This window comes from Sphingomonas sp. 4RDLI-65 (assembly GCF_049472435.1).
Taxonomy (GTDB): Bacteria; Pseudomonadota; Alphaproteobacteria; order Sphingomonadales; family Sphingomonadaceae; genus Sphingomonas.
The window spans coordinates 30921-46660 of the sequence record NZ_JBCEBT010000008.1; the positions used below are offsets into that span (position 1 = coordinate 30921).

The following is a 15740-nucleotide window of genomic DNA, read 5'->3' on the forward strand; positions in this document are numbered from 1 at the left end:
CCGCCCCGTCATGCCGGGCTCGTTCCGGCATCCACTGTTCCGCGAACTCTCCGGCCCTTGAGTGCGAGGAACGGTGGCCCCCGGAACAAGTCCGGGGTTAGGCGGAGGGGGCGGTGTTCTGGAGCGCGCCGCGGCGAAGCCGCGTCGTCGGACGGGGCTGCTGGCCCCGCCGGCCGGGCGTGATGCCGGGTCCGCGCCGGAGCTTTCGCTCCGGCTTGGGCATCACGCCGCGAACTGGTTCATCGTGTTGTGCGCGCCGCCCGCCTTCAGCGCCGCCTCGCCCGCAAAATACTCCTTGTGGTCGTCGCCGAGGTCCGAGCCGGACATGTTCTGGTGCTTCACACACGCGATACCCTCGCGGATTTCCTTGCGCTGGACGCCTTTCACATAGCCGAGCATCCCCGCATCGCCGAAATACTCCTTGGCGAGATTGTCCGTCGAGAGTGCGGCCGTGTGGTAGGTCGGCAGCGTGATCAGGTGGTGGAAAATCCCCGCGCGCTTGGCCGAATCCGCCTGGAAGGTGCGGATGCGTTCGTCGGCTTCGTCGGCGAGCGTCGTGCCGTCGTAATCGACGCTCATCAGCCGCGCGCGATCATAGGTCGATACGTCCTTGCCCTCGGCCGACCACGCGTCGAACACCTGCTGGCGGAAGTTCAGCGTCCAGTTGAAGCTCGGCGAATTGTTGTAGACGAGCTTCGCGTTCGGGACGACCTCGCGAATGCGGTCGACCATGCCGGCGATCTGTTCGATGTGCGGCTTCTCGGTCTCGATCCAGAGCAGGTCGGCGCCGTTCTGAAGCGACGCGATGCAGTCCATCACGCAGCGATCCTCGCCGGTGCCGGCGCGGAACTGGAACAGGTTGGAGGGCAGGCGCTTCGGACGAAGCAGCTTGCCGTCGCGGTTGAGGATGACGTCGCCGTTGCGTGCGGTCGTCGGGTCGATCTCCTCGCAATCGAGGTACGAGTTATACTGGTCGCCCAGATCACCCGGCTCCTTGCTGACCGCGATCTGCTTGGTGAGGCCGGCGCCGAGCGAGTCGGTGCGCGTAACGATGATGCCGTCCTCGACGCCGAGTTCGAGGAACGCGTAGCGGCAGGCGCGGACCTTAGCCAGGAAGTCCTCGTGCGGCACGGTGACCTTGCCGTCCTGGTGGCCGCACTGCTTCTCGTCGCTGACCTGGTTCTCGATCTGGAGCGCACACGCCCCCGCCTCGATCATCTTCCGCGCGAGCAGGTACGTCGCCTCCGCATTGCCGAAGCCCGCGTCGATGTCGGCGATGATCGGCACGACGTGCGTCTGGTGGTTCTCGATCGCGTTGAGCAGGCGCTGTTCCTCGATCGCATTGCCCGCGGCGCGCGCGGCGTCGACCTCGCGGAACATCATGCCGAGCTCACGCGCATCGGCCTGGCGGAGGAAGGTGTAGAGCTCCTCGATCAGCGCGGGGACGCTGGTCTTCTCGTGCATCGACTGGTCGGGCAGCGGGCCGAACTCGCTACGCATCGCCGCGACCATCCAGCCCGACAGGTACAGATAGCGGCGGTCGGTGGTGCCGAAATGCTTCTTGATGCTGATCATCTTCTGCTGCGCGATGAATCCGTGCCAGCAGCCGAGCGACTGCGTGTAGTTCGCCGGATCGGCGTCGTAGCCGGCCATGTCCTTGCGCATGATCGCGGCCGTATAGCGGGCGATGTCGAGCCCGGTGGCAAAGCGGTTCTGGAGCCGCATCCGCGCGACCGATTCGGGCGAGATCGCGTCCCATGTGCCGTTCTGGTCGGCGATGAGGGAGGTCAATTGGGCGATGTGCGTCTGGTAGGTCACGGGCGATCCTTCGCTGCTGCGTTGATCGTCGTGTAGGGTTGTTGACAGGGTTTTAGCGGGGAATACGGCGGCTGACGGGGTGTAGGTGTCAGTCGCGTGAGTATCGCGGGTGTCGGGTTGTGAAGAATGTTACAGGCAACGCGAGTGAGCTGCCGATCTGCCCATTTTCGTCATCCCCGCGGAGGCGGGGACCCATATGCTCAAACTTTCGTGGTCAGATCGCAAGGCCTGCCAGTATGGGTTCCCGCCTGCGCGGGAATGACGACGCGTTGTAAACGTCCGGTCCTCTGCGAGGTTTGCGGTGACGGAGGGCGTCAGTCCGCCTCCGTCACCCGATCGGCGGAAACCGGCGCCGCAAGCGGATCCGCCAACGCCGTCTCCCCAAGCGACGCCAGCACTGCCGCCGCGAGCGCGTCCAGCCCGTACGGCTTCTCCAGCATGATCGCATCGGTCTGATCCGCGACCGACGCGGTATCGCCGGTCGCAAAGACGATCCCCACCCCCGGCCGCACCGCGCGCGCCGTCCGCGCGAAGTCCGGCCCGGACACGCCCGGCAAGTTCACATCCGTCACCAGCGCGTCGATCGGCACCGTCTGGAGCGCGGTCATCGCATCCTCCGCGCTCGCCGCATCGACCACGACGAAGCCGCTGCGTCCCAGCATCTCGGCCGTGTTGGCGCGGATCAGCGCATCGTCCTCGACCAGCAGCACGGTACGACGGGCAGGGGTGTCGAGCCGGCGATCGGCGTCGACCCGGGCGTCGCGTGCAGCCTTGGCGGCCGGACTGCCCGAACGCTGGCGATTGGCGAGCACCTGGCGGAATTTCCGCGCCAGCGCCTCGCGCGTGTAGGGCTTCGACAGCAGGTCGAGCCCGGCATCGAGCTTGCCGCCATGGACGATCGAGTTCTCGGTATAGCCAGACGTGAACAGCACCGCGAGATCGGGCAGGCGTTCCTTGGCTTTCCGCGCAAGCTCGGGGCTCTTCAGTGTGCCCGGCATCACCACGTCGGTGAACAGCAAGTCGATCGGCACGCCGCTCTCGACCACGTTCAGCGCGCTGGCCGCATCGACCGCCTTCAGTACGCTGTAGCCGAGATCGGTGAGCAGCTCGACGACGGTGCTGCGAACCTCGTCGTCATCCTCGACCACCAGCACGGTCTCGGTACCGCCGGAGATCGGGCTGGCATCGGCGACGACCTCGAAATCCTCGCTCTCCATCGCGCGCGGTAAATAGAGCTTGATCGTCGTGCCCTCGCCGACCTCGGAATAGATCTTCACATGGCCGCCCGACTGTTTGACGAAGCCGTAGACCATCGACAGGCCGAGGCCCGAACCCTTGCCTTCGCTCTTGGTCGAGAAGAACGGTTCGAAAACCTTTTCGATGATCTCCGGGCTCATGCCGGTGCCGGTGTCGGACACGGCGAGCATCACATATTGCCCCGCTTCGACCTCGTCATGACCCTGCGCGTAACTGTCGTCCAAGTGCGCGTTGCCGAGCTCGATCGTCAGCTTGCCCTGGCCCTCCATCGCGTCACGCGCGTTGATCGCGAGGTTCAGGAGCGCGTTCTCGATCTGCGCAGGGTCGATAAAGGTGTTCCACAGGCCACCGCCGACCACCGTCTCGATCTCGATACCCTCGCCGATCGCGCGACGGAGCATGTCGTCCATGCCGCGCACGAACCGCGTAACGTTGACGACCTTGGGCTCGAGCGCCTGGCGACGGCCGAACGCGAGCAGCTGGGCGGCGAGCTTCGAGCCGCGCGAGACGCCGGCCATCGCATTCTCGACCCAGCGTTCGGCGCGCGCGTTGCCGGCGAGGTTCTTGCCGAGCAGTTGGAGATTGCCCGAGACGACCTGGAGAAGGTTGTTAAAATCATGCGCGACGCCGCCGGTGAGCTTGCCGACGGTCTCCATCTTCTGCGACTGGGCGAGCTTGGCTTCGGCCTGGCGGCGTTCGTCGATCTCGCGGATGACGCGCGCTTCGAGCGTTTCGTTGAGCTGGCGAAGCTGGTCCTCGGCGCGCTCGCGGTGGCGGACTTGCCGCGCGAGTGCCTCGGCCTGTTCGCGCAAGGCGGCTTCGGCGGCGCGCTGGTGCGTGATGTCGGTATGGACGCCGACCCATTCGAGCACTTCGCCGGCACCGTCGAGGATCGGCAGGCCGCGCACCGCAAACGTGCGCCACGTGCCGCAATGCCGGCGGACGCGGTGTTCGAACACGAACATCGACTTGCTGAGAACGGCCGCGGTCCAGGCCTTGATCGTCGATGCGACGTCGTCGGGATGGATCGCGTCGGCCCAGCCGAAATTCTGGTATTCGTCGATCGACTGGCCGGTCAGCGTCGCCCAGCCGGGTTGTTCGCCGATCATCCGGCCGTCCGGGCTGTTGGTCCACAGCACGCCGTGGACCGCATCCATCGCGGTGCGGAAACGGCCGTTGCTGATGCCGAGCGCCGCCTCGCGTTCGGCACGCTCCTCGACGTCGATGCCGAGCACATAGATGCCGGGGATCGAGCCATCCGCCGCGGTGTGCGGCACATAGCGGAATTCGGCGCGGCGGGGGCGCCCGTCGCGGTGCGGGAAGACGGTCTGCGCGATGAAGCTCTCGCCCGCCAGCGCCCGATCGAACGAGGCGCGGCGATCCTGATAGACCGCATCGCCCAGTATCTCACGGACCGGCTTGCCGATCATCGTCTCGGGCGCGACGCCGAGCCACTCCTCGTACTGCGCATTGGCGAGGCGATAGACGTGGTCGCGGTCGACGTACGAAATCAGCATCGGCACCGCGTCGGTGACGCGGCGCAGCTCGGCTTCGCTCGCGGCCAGGCGATGCTCGGCTTCGACGCGGCCGCTATTGTCGACCATCGTGCACAGGACGCCCCCGACGCGGCCGCCGGCGCAGTAGACCGGCGTGTAGAACAGGTCGAGCGTCAGCAGCTCGGGACCGTCGGGGCGCTGGAACAGGATCGGCTGGTCGCGATAGGCGATAGTCTCGCCGCGGGAGCCGGCCTCCAGGACGGCGCGGTTCCAGTCCCACACTTCGGGGAACGCGGTCGCGACCGGGCTGCCGAGTGCGGCGGGGTGGCGATCGCCGGCGACCGCGCGATAGCTGTCGTTGTAGAGCATGATGTGCTCGGGGCCCCACATCACGACCTTGGCAACCGGCGAGTTGAGGATGTTGGCGAGCGTGACGCGCAGTTCGGCGGGCCACGAGTCGATCGGCCCGAGCGACGTCGCGCTCCAGTCGCGCTGGCGGACCAGCATGCCGCATTCGCCGCCGCCGATCAGGGCTTCGGCGGGCTTGGCCCGGGTGCCGCGCTCACGCATCTGTTCGAGCGCCATGCGGACGATCGCGGTGGCGTCGCCATGCCCTGCGGCGGCGAGATCGTCGATATAGCTGCCGAGGTCGGAGGGCAGGGAAATGGTGCGCGACGCGACGTGCGACGAGTCTGGGGTTGTCATGCCGGACTAGTGGGTTTGCGGCGCACGCGTGTCAATGAATACGCGTAGTTAGAGGGTGGTGTTTGGTGGAGGTTGCCAGGTCCCACCGTGTTTCCCCGCGAAGGCGGGGACCCAGACTGGGCTCCCGCCTTCGCGAGAGAACAAGGTGGCGGGCGCTACCGTCGTATAGCGCCCAACTCAATCAACCCTCGGTACGCGGCAGGCCCAGCGGGTTGCCGTGCTTGACTGCCTTGGGCAGCAGCGCGTCGGGCAGGTCTTGGTAGCAGACCGGGCGCAGGAAGCGCTCGATCGCCGCGGTGCCGACCGAAGTCGTGCGCGGGTCCGACGTCGCCGGGAAAGGCCCGCCATGCACCATCGCTGGCGCGACCTCGACACCCGTCGGCCAGCCGTTCGCGAGAATGCGACCCGCCTTGCGCTCCAGCACCGGCAGCAGCGCCGCGGCGTCGGCATGATCGCCCTCGTCGATCTGCAACGTGATCGTCAGCTGACCCTCGACCCGCTCAAGAACCTCGCGGACCTCGGCGAGATCGGTGCAACGGACGATGATCGATGCCGCCCCGAACACTTCGTGCGACAGCGCGGGATCGGCGACGAACGCCTTGCCGGTGGTCGAGAACAGCGCGGCACGACCGCGGTTCGCACCCTCTGCCTCCGTACCACGCGCGAGCGTCTCGACCGCGTCATGACCGGCAAGCGCCGCGACGCCCTTGTCGTAGCTGGCGTGGATACCGGGCGTGAGCATTACCTGCGGCGCGGCCTCGCCGAGCGCGGCGGCAGCGGCCGCGACGAACACGTCCAGATCCGCGCTGTCTACGGCTACGACGATGCCGGGGTTCGTGCAGAACTGCCCCGAGCCCATCGTCAGCGACCCGACATACGCCTTGCCGAGCGCCTCGCCACGCGCCGCGAGCGCCGCCGGGAAAAGGATCACCGGGTTGATGCTGCTCATCTCGGCATAGACCGGGATCGGCTCGGGACGCGCTGCGGCGAGCGCCACCAGCGCAAGGCCACCGCCACGCGACCCGGTAAACCCGACCGCCTTGATCCGCGGATCGGTGACGAGCGCCGCGCCGAGTTCGTTCGCCGGACCCTGGACCAGCGAGAACACGCCCTCGGGCAGGCCGCACTTGGCGACGGCCGCCTGGATCGCCTTGCCGACCATCACCGACGTGCCGGGATGCGCGGGGTGGCCCTTGACCACGACCGGGCAACCGGCGGCGAGCGCGGAGGCGGTGTCGCCGCCCGCGACCGAGAAGGCGAGCGGGAAGTTCGACGCACCGAACACCGCGACAGGGCCGACCGCGATGCGGCGCTGGCGAAGGTCCGAACGGGGAGCAGGCTTACGATCGGGCTGAGCCTCGTCGATGATCACCGACGCCCAAGTGCCCGCGCGGAGATGCTTGGCGAACAGGCGGAGCTGGCCGGTGGTACGACCGCGCTCACCCTCGAGACGGGGGCGGGGCAGGCCGCTCTCCTGGATCGCACGCGCGACCAGCGGCTCGTGGATCGCCTCGATCTCGTCGGCGATCGTCTCGAGGAACACGGCGCGCGCCTCCGGATCGATCTCGCGGAAAATGTCGAACGCGGCCTCGGCAAGCTTGCACGCCTCTGCGACGTCGGCTTCGCTCGATACCGCGAAGGCCGGCTCGATCTTCGCGTCGGTCGACGGATCGATCGCCAGGAAGGTGACGTCGCTGCTTACGGCGCGCGCGCCGATCGGGAAGGTGCCGTCCATGTTTACTCTCCAAGACCATTCGGGGCAGGCCGCGCCGGGTGCGCAATCATGGCCCGTGATGTTGCACGCGAAATAAGGTTGGGAGCGATAACACGCAAGCGCGGGTTGTGCGGGACGCGATGTCGCGCCCGATATCGCCTGTTATGCCTGATATCGATTGCAGGCTGATTCTACGGCGTTCCCCTGCTAGACGTCGGAAATGGGGACAGATCCGCGCAAGCCGCGCACCGCAACCGGACGCCGGAGCGGCGCACCGACGATATCCGATGTGGCGACGCTCGCCGGCGTATCGCCGATGACCGTGTCGCGGGTCATCAACGGCGAGGCGAAGGTGCGCGAGACGACGCGCGAGGCCGTGAACGCCGCAATCGCGACGCTGCATTACGCGCCCAACCGCGCCGCGCGCAGCCTGGCAGGCGGCGGACAGATGCGGATCGGGCTGCTCTACAGCAATCCGAGCTCGGCCTATCTCAGCGAGTTCCTGGTCGGTAGTCTCGAACAGGCGAGCCGCAGCGACGTGCAGCTCGTGGTCGAGAAATGCGACATCGGCGACCACGAGATCGAGGTGGCGGAGCACATGATCCGCAGCGGCGTCGACGGCGTCATCCTGCCGCCGCCGCTGTGCGACTCGCGCGGCGTGCTCGACGTGTTGATCGCGGCGGGCGTGCCCAGCGTCGTGGTCGCAACCGGATCGCCGCCTGCCGATACCGCGGCGGTGACGATCGACGATTTCGAGGCGGCGCGGGCGATGACCCGGCACCTGATCGGGCTTGGCCATGCGCGCGTCGGCTTCATCATCGGCAACCCGAACCAGACCGCCAGCCAACAACGGCATGAGGGATATCTGGCGGCGCTTGCGGATGCGGGATTGGCGGAGGATCCCGCGCTGATCGTCGGCGGGCTGTTCACCTATCGATCGGGGCTGGATGCTGCCGAGCAGTTGCTCGATGCGAAGGACCCGCCGTCGGCGATCTTCGCGAGCAACGACGACATGGCCGCGGCGAGCGTCGCGGTCGCGCATCGCCGCGGGCTCGACGTGCCGGGCGACCTGACGGTGTGCGGGTTCGACGACAGTGCGCTGGCGACGACGATCTGGCCGGAACTGACGACGATCCACCAGCCGATCGCCGACATGTCGCGCGCGGCGGTCGACCTCCTGGTATCGACGATCGTCCACCGGCGCGGCGGCGGCAAGGATGCCAACCGGCATGTCGTGCTCGATTATACTTTGGTGCGGCGCCAGTCGGATGCGGCACCGCGGAGGCGGCCGTCGACGCGGGTGCGTGCTTGACCTGATCCCGGTCGGCACGGTAGCGCTCCCATTCGATAAATAGAGGCGTTCAGGAGAGTTTGCAGTGGACCGTGTACCGGTGAAGCCGTTCCGATCGCGCGACTGGTTCGCCGATCCCGCGCGGTCCGACATGACCGCGCTCTATCTCGAACGCTTCATGAACTACGGGCTGACCCCGGCGGAGCTGCGCTCGGGGCGACCGATCATCGGCATCGCGCAGTCGGGCAGCGACCTTTCGCCGTGCAACCGCATCCATCTCGAACTGGCCAAGCGCACGCGCGACGGGATCCGTGATGCGGGCGGCATCGCGATGGAGTTTCCGGTCCATCCGATCTTCGAGAATTGCCGGCGGCCGACCGCGGCGCTCGATCGCAACCTGGCGTATCTGGGGCTGGTCGAGACGTTGTACGGCTATCCGATCGACGCGGTCGTGCTGACCACCGGCTGCGACAAGACCACGCCGAGCGGCATCATGGCGGCATCGACCGTCGATATCCCGGCGATCGTGCTGTCGGGCGGGCCGATGCTCGACGGCTGGCACGACGGCGAACTGGTCGGGTCCGGCACCGTGATCTGGCGCAGCCGGCGCAAGCTGGCGGCGGGCGAGATCGACGAGGAGGAGTTTCTCAACCGCGCCACCGACAGCGCGCCGTCCGCCGGGCATTGCAACACGATGGGCACGGCGTCGACGATGAACGCGGTCGCCGAGGCGCTCGGGCTGTCGCTGACCGGGTGCGCGGCGATTCCTGCGCCCTACCGCGAGCGCGGGCAGATGGCGTACGAGACCGGCCGGCGGATCGTCGAGATGGCGTATGAGGATCTGCGGCCGTCCAAGATTCTCACGCGCGAGAGCTTCCTGAACGCGATCCGTGTGGTCAGCGCGATCGGCGGGTCGAGCAACGCGCAGCCCCACATCATGGCGATGGCGCAGCATGCCGGCGTGACGCTGTACCCGGAAGACTGGTCGGATCACGGCTACGACCTGCCGCTGCTGGTGAACATGCAGCCGGCGGGCAAATATCTTGGCGAGCGCTTCCACCGGGCAGGCGGCGTGCCGGCGGTGCTGCACGAACTGATCGCGGGCGGGAAGCTCGACACATCTTGCCTGACCGTGACGGGCCGCTCGATCGGCGAGAACATCGCCGGCCGCGAGACGCGTGACCGCGAGATGATCAAGCCATTCGATGCGCCGATGATGGAGCGCGCCGGCTTCCTGGTGCTGAAGGGCAATCTGTTCGACTTCGGGATCATGAAGACGTCGGTAATCTCGCCTGCATTCCGCAAGCGGTATCTGTCGACGCCGGGCGCGGAAGATCGGTTCGAGGCACGCGCGATCGTGTTCGAGGGCTCGGACGATTATCACCACCGGATCAACGATCCCGCGCTCGACATCGACGAGGGCTGTATCCTCGTCATCCGCGGGGCGGGGCCGATCGGCTGGCCGGGCTCGGCGGAAGTCGTCAACATGCAGCCGCCCGACGCACTGATCCAGCGCGGCGTGCTGGCGCTGCCGACGCTCGGCGACGGGCGGCAGTCGGGCACCTCGGACAGCCCATCGATCCTGAACGTGTCGCCCGAGAGCGCGGTCGGCGGCGGGCTGTCGTGGATCCGGACGGACGACATGGTGCGGATCGATCTGGTCGCCGGCACCTGCGACGCGCTGGTCTCCGACGAAGAGATCGCACGGCGGCGGGGCGAGGGGCTCCCACCGGTACCGGAGAGCAACACGCCGTGGGAGGAACTGTACCGCGAGAAGACCGGGCAACTCGCCGAGGGCGGCGTACTCGACTTCGCGGTGAAGTATCGCGGGATCTCGGCGAAGACGCCTCGGCATAACCACTGAGGTCTAGGGTGCAGGGGGAGGGCGGGCGGTGCTAGCCCCGGCCACCGCCCTCTAGACGCCATGTCCCAGCGCGCGCCCTCTCTTCGTCATTCCAGCGAAAGCTGGGATCTCCCCGAATGGCGAGCGCCATCTGCCCCGCGGGATACCCCAGCTTTCGCTGGAGTGACGAACTTTGGGGGGGCAATCGCAGTGGCGCTAGCACGGCTCGCTCGGCTCGTCCACAACGCACCACCCCGGCGAAGGCCGGGGCCCAATTGGAAAGGTCGCAGTAACGAAGCGCTGCCCGCCATTAGCAACGTCCCCCAATTGGGCCCCGGCCTTCGCCGGGGTGGTGCTCACTATCAGCCCCGAGCCACCGTCAGCCCCATCGCGATAGTCCGCGCCTCCCCCGGCGCCAAAATCGTCGGATCCGCCAGGTTCAGCGCATTCGGCATGTCACTCACCGGTTCGGCGCAGAAAAATCCCAAACCCGGCGGCGTGAAGACGTGGAGATACGGCGTGCCCTCGCCGGTCAGCGTGATCGTGTCGTCGGGCGTCGCGATCGTCGCCGCCTTGTCCCAACCCTCATACGCGTTGTCGATCAGCGACGCCCGTACGACGCCGTCCCCCCGCGACCAGTCCGCGAAGTGCGTCGCCCCGGTCCGCTCGGTCGGCAGCATCGCGTCGTCGGCCAGCCACACGGACCCCGCATCGAAGCTCAGCCGCGTATCCTCGCCGGCCGGAAAATACGGATGGAACCCAAGCCCCGCCGGCATTGCCCGGTCGCTGTCGTTCCGAACCGACAGCGACACGCGCAGCCCGCTTTCGTCCAGCGTGACAAGCTGCTCGGCATGATAGGACCAAGGCCAGTTCGCATCCGCCTCGTGCGTATGGACCAGCACCGCCGAGCTCGCATCCGACGCCTGCACGTCCCAGCCACGCAGCCAGCCGACACCGTGGAGCGGGTGATCCTGCCCCTCCATGTTGCGCGGGAGCGCATACGACTCCCCCGCAAACACGAACCGGCCATCGGCGATGCGGTTCGCATACGGCACCAGCGGGAAACAGCCGGCCTCCAGCGGGTTGTTCGCGCCCGCTGGAGACGGGCGCAACACATCGCGACCCCGGTAGGTAAGGGCGGCGATCGTGCCGCCCAGGTCCGGCTGGAGCGCGACCTTCCAGTCGCCGGCTTCGAGGTGCAGCATCAGCCCTCCATGTCCTCGAGTTCGCGACCGCGCGTCTCGGAGACCATCTTCCAGACAAAGAAGAACGAGACGAACGCCGACAGCGCGTAGAAGCCGTAGGTGAGCGACAGGCCGAGCGAGATCGCCATCGTCGGGAAGCTGACCGAGATCGCGAAATTGGCGAACCACTGTGCGAAGCCGGCGACCGCCAGACCCGAACCGCGGATCTGCGTCGGGAACATCTCGCCGAGCATCACCCACATGATCGGGCCCCAGCTCAGGTTGAAGAACACGACATACGCATTGGCCGCGATCAGCGCAATCAGGCCGTTCTGGTCGGACAGCCGCAGCGAACCCTCGACGATCGCACCGCTCGCAAAGCAGATGCCGACGATCGCGAGCGTCACGGTCATGCCCGCCGAGCCGATCAGCAGAAGCGGCTTGCGCCCGACCTTGTCGACCAGCGCGACTGTGAGCAGGCAGGCGACGATCGACAGCGAGCCCGACAGGATGTTGATCAGCAGCGCATCGCTCTCGCTGAAGCCGACCGACTGCCACAGCACCGAACCATAATAGAACACGATGTTGATGCCGACGAACTGCTGGAAGATCGCGAGGCCGATGCCGGTCCAGACGATCGGGCGGATTTTGCCACTCGCCTTGTCGATCAGGTCCGAGAGCTTCGGACGATGCGCGTCGGCCGACAGCGAACCGCGGATCTCGGCGACCTTACGCTTGGCTTCGGTGGCTCCGAACAGCCGCGTGAGGACGGTCTCGGCTTCGTCGTACCGCCCCTTGAGGACCAGGAAGCGCGGGCTTTCGGGGATCAGGAACAGCGTCACGAGATAGATCGCGGCGGGGATGACCTGCATCCAGAACATCCAGCGCCATGCCGGATAGTCGAGCCAGAACAAGGCGGTCGACGAGCCGGCGATCCGCGCGAGATACCAGTTGGCGACGAACGCACCGGTGAGGCCGGTGATGATCATGATCTGCTGCACACTCGAAAGCCGGCCGCGGACGTTCGCGGGCACGACTTCGGAGATGTAGACCGGCGCCAGCACGCTGGCGGCACCGATGCCGAGCCCGCCGATGATCCGCGCGAGCACGAACATGGTGGCCGAAGTGGCCGCGCCGGCGCCGAGCGCGCTGACGATGAACAGCACGGCGGCGATCATCATAACGTTGCGGCGGCCGAGATTGTCGGCAAGCCGCCCGGCCATGAATGCGCCGACCGACGAGCCGATCAGGATCGCGCCGACGGTGAAGCCGGTGCCGAGCGACGACAGCGCGAAGGTGCTCTCAAGCCCCGCCTGCGTGCCGTTGATGACACCCGAATCATAGCCGAACATGAATCCGCCGATCGTCGCGACGATGACGATCATCGCGATGAGCGCTCGGTTCACGTGTTGGCCGGAATCTGCCGCAATGGTCATTGGTTTTCCTCTCCGAAGCGGTGCTCTGACGGCATCGTTCGTGTGTATTTACAGAGTGACGGGCTCGACAGGCACGCCGGGGACGGCGACGCGGAAGGTGAACAGGTTGCCGGCGAGCGGCTGCGCGGCACGAGCTTCGTCGTCGAGGCCCTTGGCGGCGGTCGTCGCATAAGCGGTGCGACCATCGGGACCGCCGAGTGCGATCTTGGTGATGTTGGCCACGGGGAAGCGCACGATATCGGTCAAGCTGCCGTCGGCGGCATAACGGCGCGCCGCCCAACCCCCGAAGAACCCGACCCACACACCGCCTTCTGAGTCGCAGATCGCGCCGTCGGGATGCCCGTCGTCGGGGCCGACCGTCAGGAACACGCGCGGCGCGCCAAGACTGCCGTCGGCGTCGACCGGATACGCGCTGATCGTCTTGCCGAGCGTGTCGACCGCATAGAGCGTGCGACCATCGGGCGCGATCGCCGGACCGTTGGTGATCGCGACCGGCGGGATGTCGGTCTTGGTCAGCGCGCCCTCATGCCAGTGATAGACATGGCCGGTCGTGTCGGATTCCGCGTTGTCCATCGTCCCGAACCAGACGCGGCCCGAGGGATCGCGCGCGGCGTCGTTGAGGCGGTTGCCAGGCGTTTCAGGGTGCACGGCAGCGAGATGCTCGAACGTGCCGGTCGCCGGATCGAACCGGTGCAGGCCACCGCGCACGCCTGCGAGGAAACTTCCGTCATCCGTCGGGATCACCCAGCCGGTCTGGTCGGGCGCGTCCCAGCGATCGAGCGTGCCGCTGATCGGCTCGAAGCGATACACGGCCGGCGCCTTGATATCGACGAACCACAACGCGGCGTCGCGCTCGACCCAGATCGGGCCTTCCCCGAGCGTTGTGCCGACCTCGCAGATGCTCTCGGCGGTCGTTTCCGTCACCATCTCAGCGCCAGCCCGCATCGACGAAATAATCATGCCCGGTGCACATCCGCGCATCGTCCGAAGCAAGGAACAGTACCAGCGCCGCGACATCAGCAGGCTGGACACGCGTCTTGAGGCACTGCGCGGCGATGATCTCCGCCTCGCCCTCGGGCGTGTACCATTTGAGCTGTCGCGGCGTCTCGACGTTGCCGGGCACGATAGTGTTCACGCGGATGCCATCCCCTCCAAGGTCTCGGGCCATCGCGCGCGTCATGCCCTCGATGCCGGCCTTTGCGGTTTGGTACAGCAGCAGTTCGGGCAGCGCGAGGTGCCACGATATCGAGCCGAAATTGAGGATCACGCCGCCGCCGGCGCGCTTCATCGACGGCACCACGGCCTGGCCTGCGAAGAACAGGTGGCGCAGATTGGTCGCCATCCGCTCGTCCCAATATTCGGGCGTGATCTCTTCGATCGTGTGGCGGTCGTCGTTGGCGGCGTTGTTGATCAGGATGTCGATCCCGCCGAGGCGGTCTTCGATCGTCGCGACCGTCGTCTTCAACGCATCGATATCGCGGAGGTCGAGGGGGAGGAAGATCGGCGCGGTCACGACGTCGGGCGCCAGCGTCTCAATCAGCGCGTTCGCGGCGTCCTCCGCCATGTCGACGAACGCGACGTGCGAACCCTGTCGTGCGAATGCCTCGACCAGCCCGGCGCCGATCCCCGACGCGCCGCCGGTAATCAGGACGCGCTTGCCGTTCAGGCTGGGATAGATCGCCGTCTGGTCGGCGGCTTGGGTCTTCTGCAACACAGGCTTACGCTCCCTGTTTCTTGGTGGGCGCGAGCAGGCCTCGGCCCGCCAGATTGCGCATGAGATCGCCGATGCCGTACTCCCACGGCGCGGCGTCCTTCGACGTCGTCACCGGATTGACCAGCGCGCCGAGCTTCGGGTTCGAGATCGTGACGACGTCGCCGACCGCGTGCGTGAAACCGCGGCCGGGTTCGTCGCGGTCCTGCGTCGGCGCGAACAGCGTGCCGAGGAACAGCACGAAGCCATCGGGATATTGATGCTCGCTCATCGCCTGGCGGACGAGCTCTTCGGGATCGCGGCTGATCTGGTCCATCGAGCTGCTGCCGTCGAGCCGGTAGCCTTCCGCGCCCTCGATCGTCAGCGCGATCTGCGCCGCGCGAACGTCGTCCATGCCGAAATGCTCGTCGAACAGGCGGATGAAAGGCCCGATCGAGCAGGACGCGTTATTGTCCTTCGCCTTGCCCAGCAGCAGCGCCGAGCGCCCCTCGAAATCGCGCAGGTTGACGTCGTTGCCAAGCGCCGCGCCGACCGTCTTGCCGGTGCGATCGACGACCAGCACGACTTCCGGCTCGGGGTTGTTCCAGGTTGAGTCGGAGCGGATGCCGACTTCGCCCCCCCAGCCGATCGTCGACAGCGTCGGGCTCTTCGTGAAGATCTCCGCGTCGGGGCCGATCGCGACTTCGAGATATTGCGACCACATGCCGTCTTCGATCAGCGCAGCCTTCAGCGCAGCGGCTTCGGGCGAGCCCGGAACGACCGAGCGGATGCTGCCACCCACACGCTCTTCGAGACGGGCGCGGACCGCGACGGCAGCCGACGCATCGCCGCGGGCACGCTCTTCGATCACGCGTTCGAGTGCCGAGACCGCAAAGGTGACGCCGGATGCCTTGACGCACTGGAGATCGATCGGGCTCAGCAGGCGGACGTCGGCGGTGGCGTCGGGCGAAAGCGACAGATCGTCGAGATGGCCGAGATCGGTGCCGGCCGCAGTGTCGAAATCGCCGCCCTCGATCAGGCCGGCCACGGTTGGCGCGACATAGGACATGTCATACACGCGGCCGCCGCGGACGATGACCGGGGTCGGCCCGTCGCCCAGGTCGATTCGGCCGAGCAACGCCGCCTGTTCCCAATCGGCGGGCAAAGCCCACGCCGATGCGAATGCGATCTCCACGATGTAATCCCCTCCAGGTTTGTTAGCGGTACCGTATGCCGAACGGCGAACGCGTCAAGCCCCCAAATGTGCGGTGCCATCATGTTCGGCTATCGTCGACTTGGCGTCGAT

General features: G+C 67.0%; 10 protein-coding genes. 2 read left to right on the forward strand and 8 right to left on the reverse strand.

Annotated elements, in window-relative coordinates; genetic code table 11:
* Positions 1-222: 222 nt before the first annotated feature.
* From VH567_RS14900 to VH567_RS14910, 3 genes are all read right to left on the reverse strand, one after another.
* Positions 223-1818, reverse strand: a complete 1596-nt coding sequence (locus VH567_RS14900; RefSeq protein WP_423327036.1) for an isocitrate lyase — start codon at positions 1816-1818, stop codon at positions 223-225.
* 314 nt (positions 1819-2132) lie between these two features.
* Entirely contained in the window at positions 2133-5276 is a 3144-nt protein-coding gene (locus tag VH567_RS14905; protein ID WP_423327037.1) for a PAS domain-containing protein, read from the reverse strand.
* Positions 5277-5457: 181 nt separating this feature from the next.
* Positions 5458-7011, reverse strand: a complete 1554-nt coding sequence (locus tag VH567_RS14910; RefSeq protein WP_423327038.1) for an aldehyde dehydrogenase (NADP(+)) — start codon at positions 7009-7011, stop codon at positions 5458-5460.
* Between the two features lie 199 nt (positions 7012-7210).
* Here VH567_RS14910 and VH567_RS14915 point away from each other — a divergent pair, with 199 nt between their 5' ends.
* Both VH567_RS14915 and VH567_RS14920 read left to right on the forward strand, forming a co-directional pair.
* Positions 7211-8302, forward strand: a complete 1092-nt coding sequence (locus tag VH567_RS14915) for a LacI family DNA-binding transcriptional regulator (protein ID WP_423327039.1) — start codon at positions 7211-7213, stop codon at positions 8300-8302.
* 64 nt (positions 8303-8366) lie between these two features.
* On the forward strand, positions 8367-10145 hold the full coding sequence (locus VH567_RS14920; protein ID WP_423327040.1) for an IlvD/Edd family dehydratase: 1779 nt from the start codon (positions 8367-8369) through the stop codon (positions 10143-10145).
* Between the two features lie 341 nt (positions 10146-10486).
* On the opposite strand, the gene VH567_RS14925 is transcribed toward VH567_RS14920, so the two are convergent.
* Genes VH567_RS14925 through VH567_RS14945 form a run of 5 tightly spaced genes read right to left on the reverse strand, consistent with a single transcriptional unit; the run spans position 10487 to position 15629 of the window.
* Positions 10487-11329 (reverse strand): aldose 1-epimerase, encoded by an 843-nt coding sequence (locus VH567_RS14925; protein WP_423327041.1) that lies wholly within the window; start codon positions 11327-11329, stop codon positions 10487-10489.
* Complete coding sequence (locus VH567_RS14930; protein ID WP_423327042.1) at positions 11329-12744, reverse strand: sugar porter family MFS transporter; 1416 nt, start codon at positions 12742-12744, stop codon at positions 11329-11331. Before VH567_RS14930 ends, VH567_RS14925 begins: the two co-directional genes overlap by 1 nt.
* Before the next feature lie 48 nt (positions 12745-12792).
* Positions 12793-13689 carry an SMP-30/gluconolactonase/LRE family protein gene (locus VH567_RS14935; RefSeq protein ID WP_423327043.1) on the reverse strand — a complete coding sequence of 299 codons (897 nt, stop codon included), beginning with the start codon at positions 13687-13689 and terminating at the stop codon, positions 12793-12795.
* Complete coding sequence (locus VH567_RS14940; RefSeq protein ID WP_423327044.1) at positions 13673-14458, reverse strand: SDR family NAD(P)-dependent oxidoreductase; 786 nt, start codon at positions 14456-14458, stop codon at positions 13673-13675. The genes VH567_RS14935 and VH567_RS14940 overlap by 17 nt, the downstream gene beginning before the upstream one ends.
* 4 nt (positions 14459-14462) lie before the next feature.
* Positions 14463-15629: a fumarylacetoacetate hydrolase family protein gene (locus tag VH567_RS14945; protein ID WP_423327045.1), complete on the reverse strand. Its 1167-nt coding sequence runs from the start codon at positions 15627-15629 to the stop codon at positions 14463-14465.
* Positions 15630-15740: the final 111 nt, after the last annotated feature.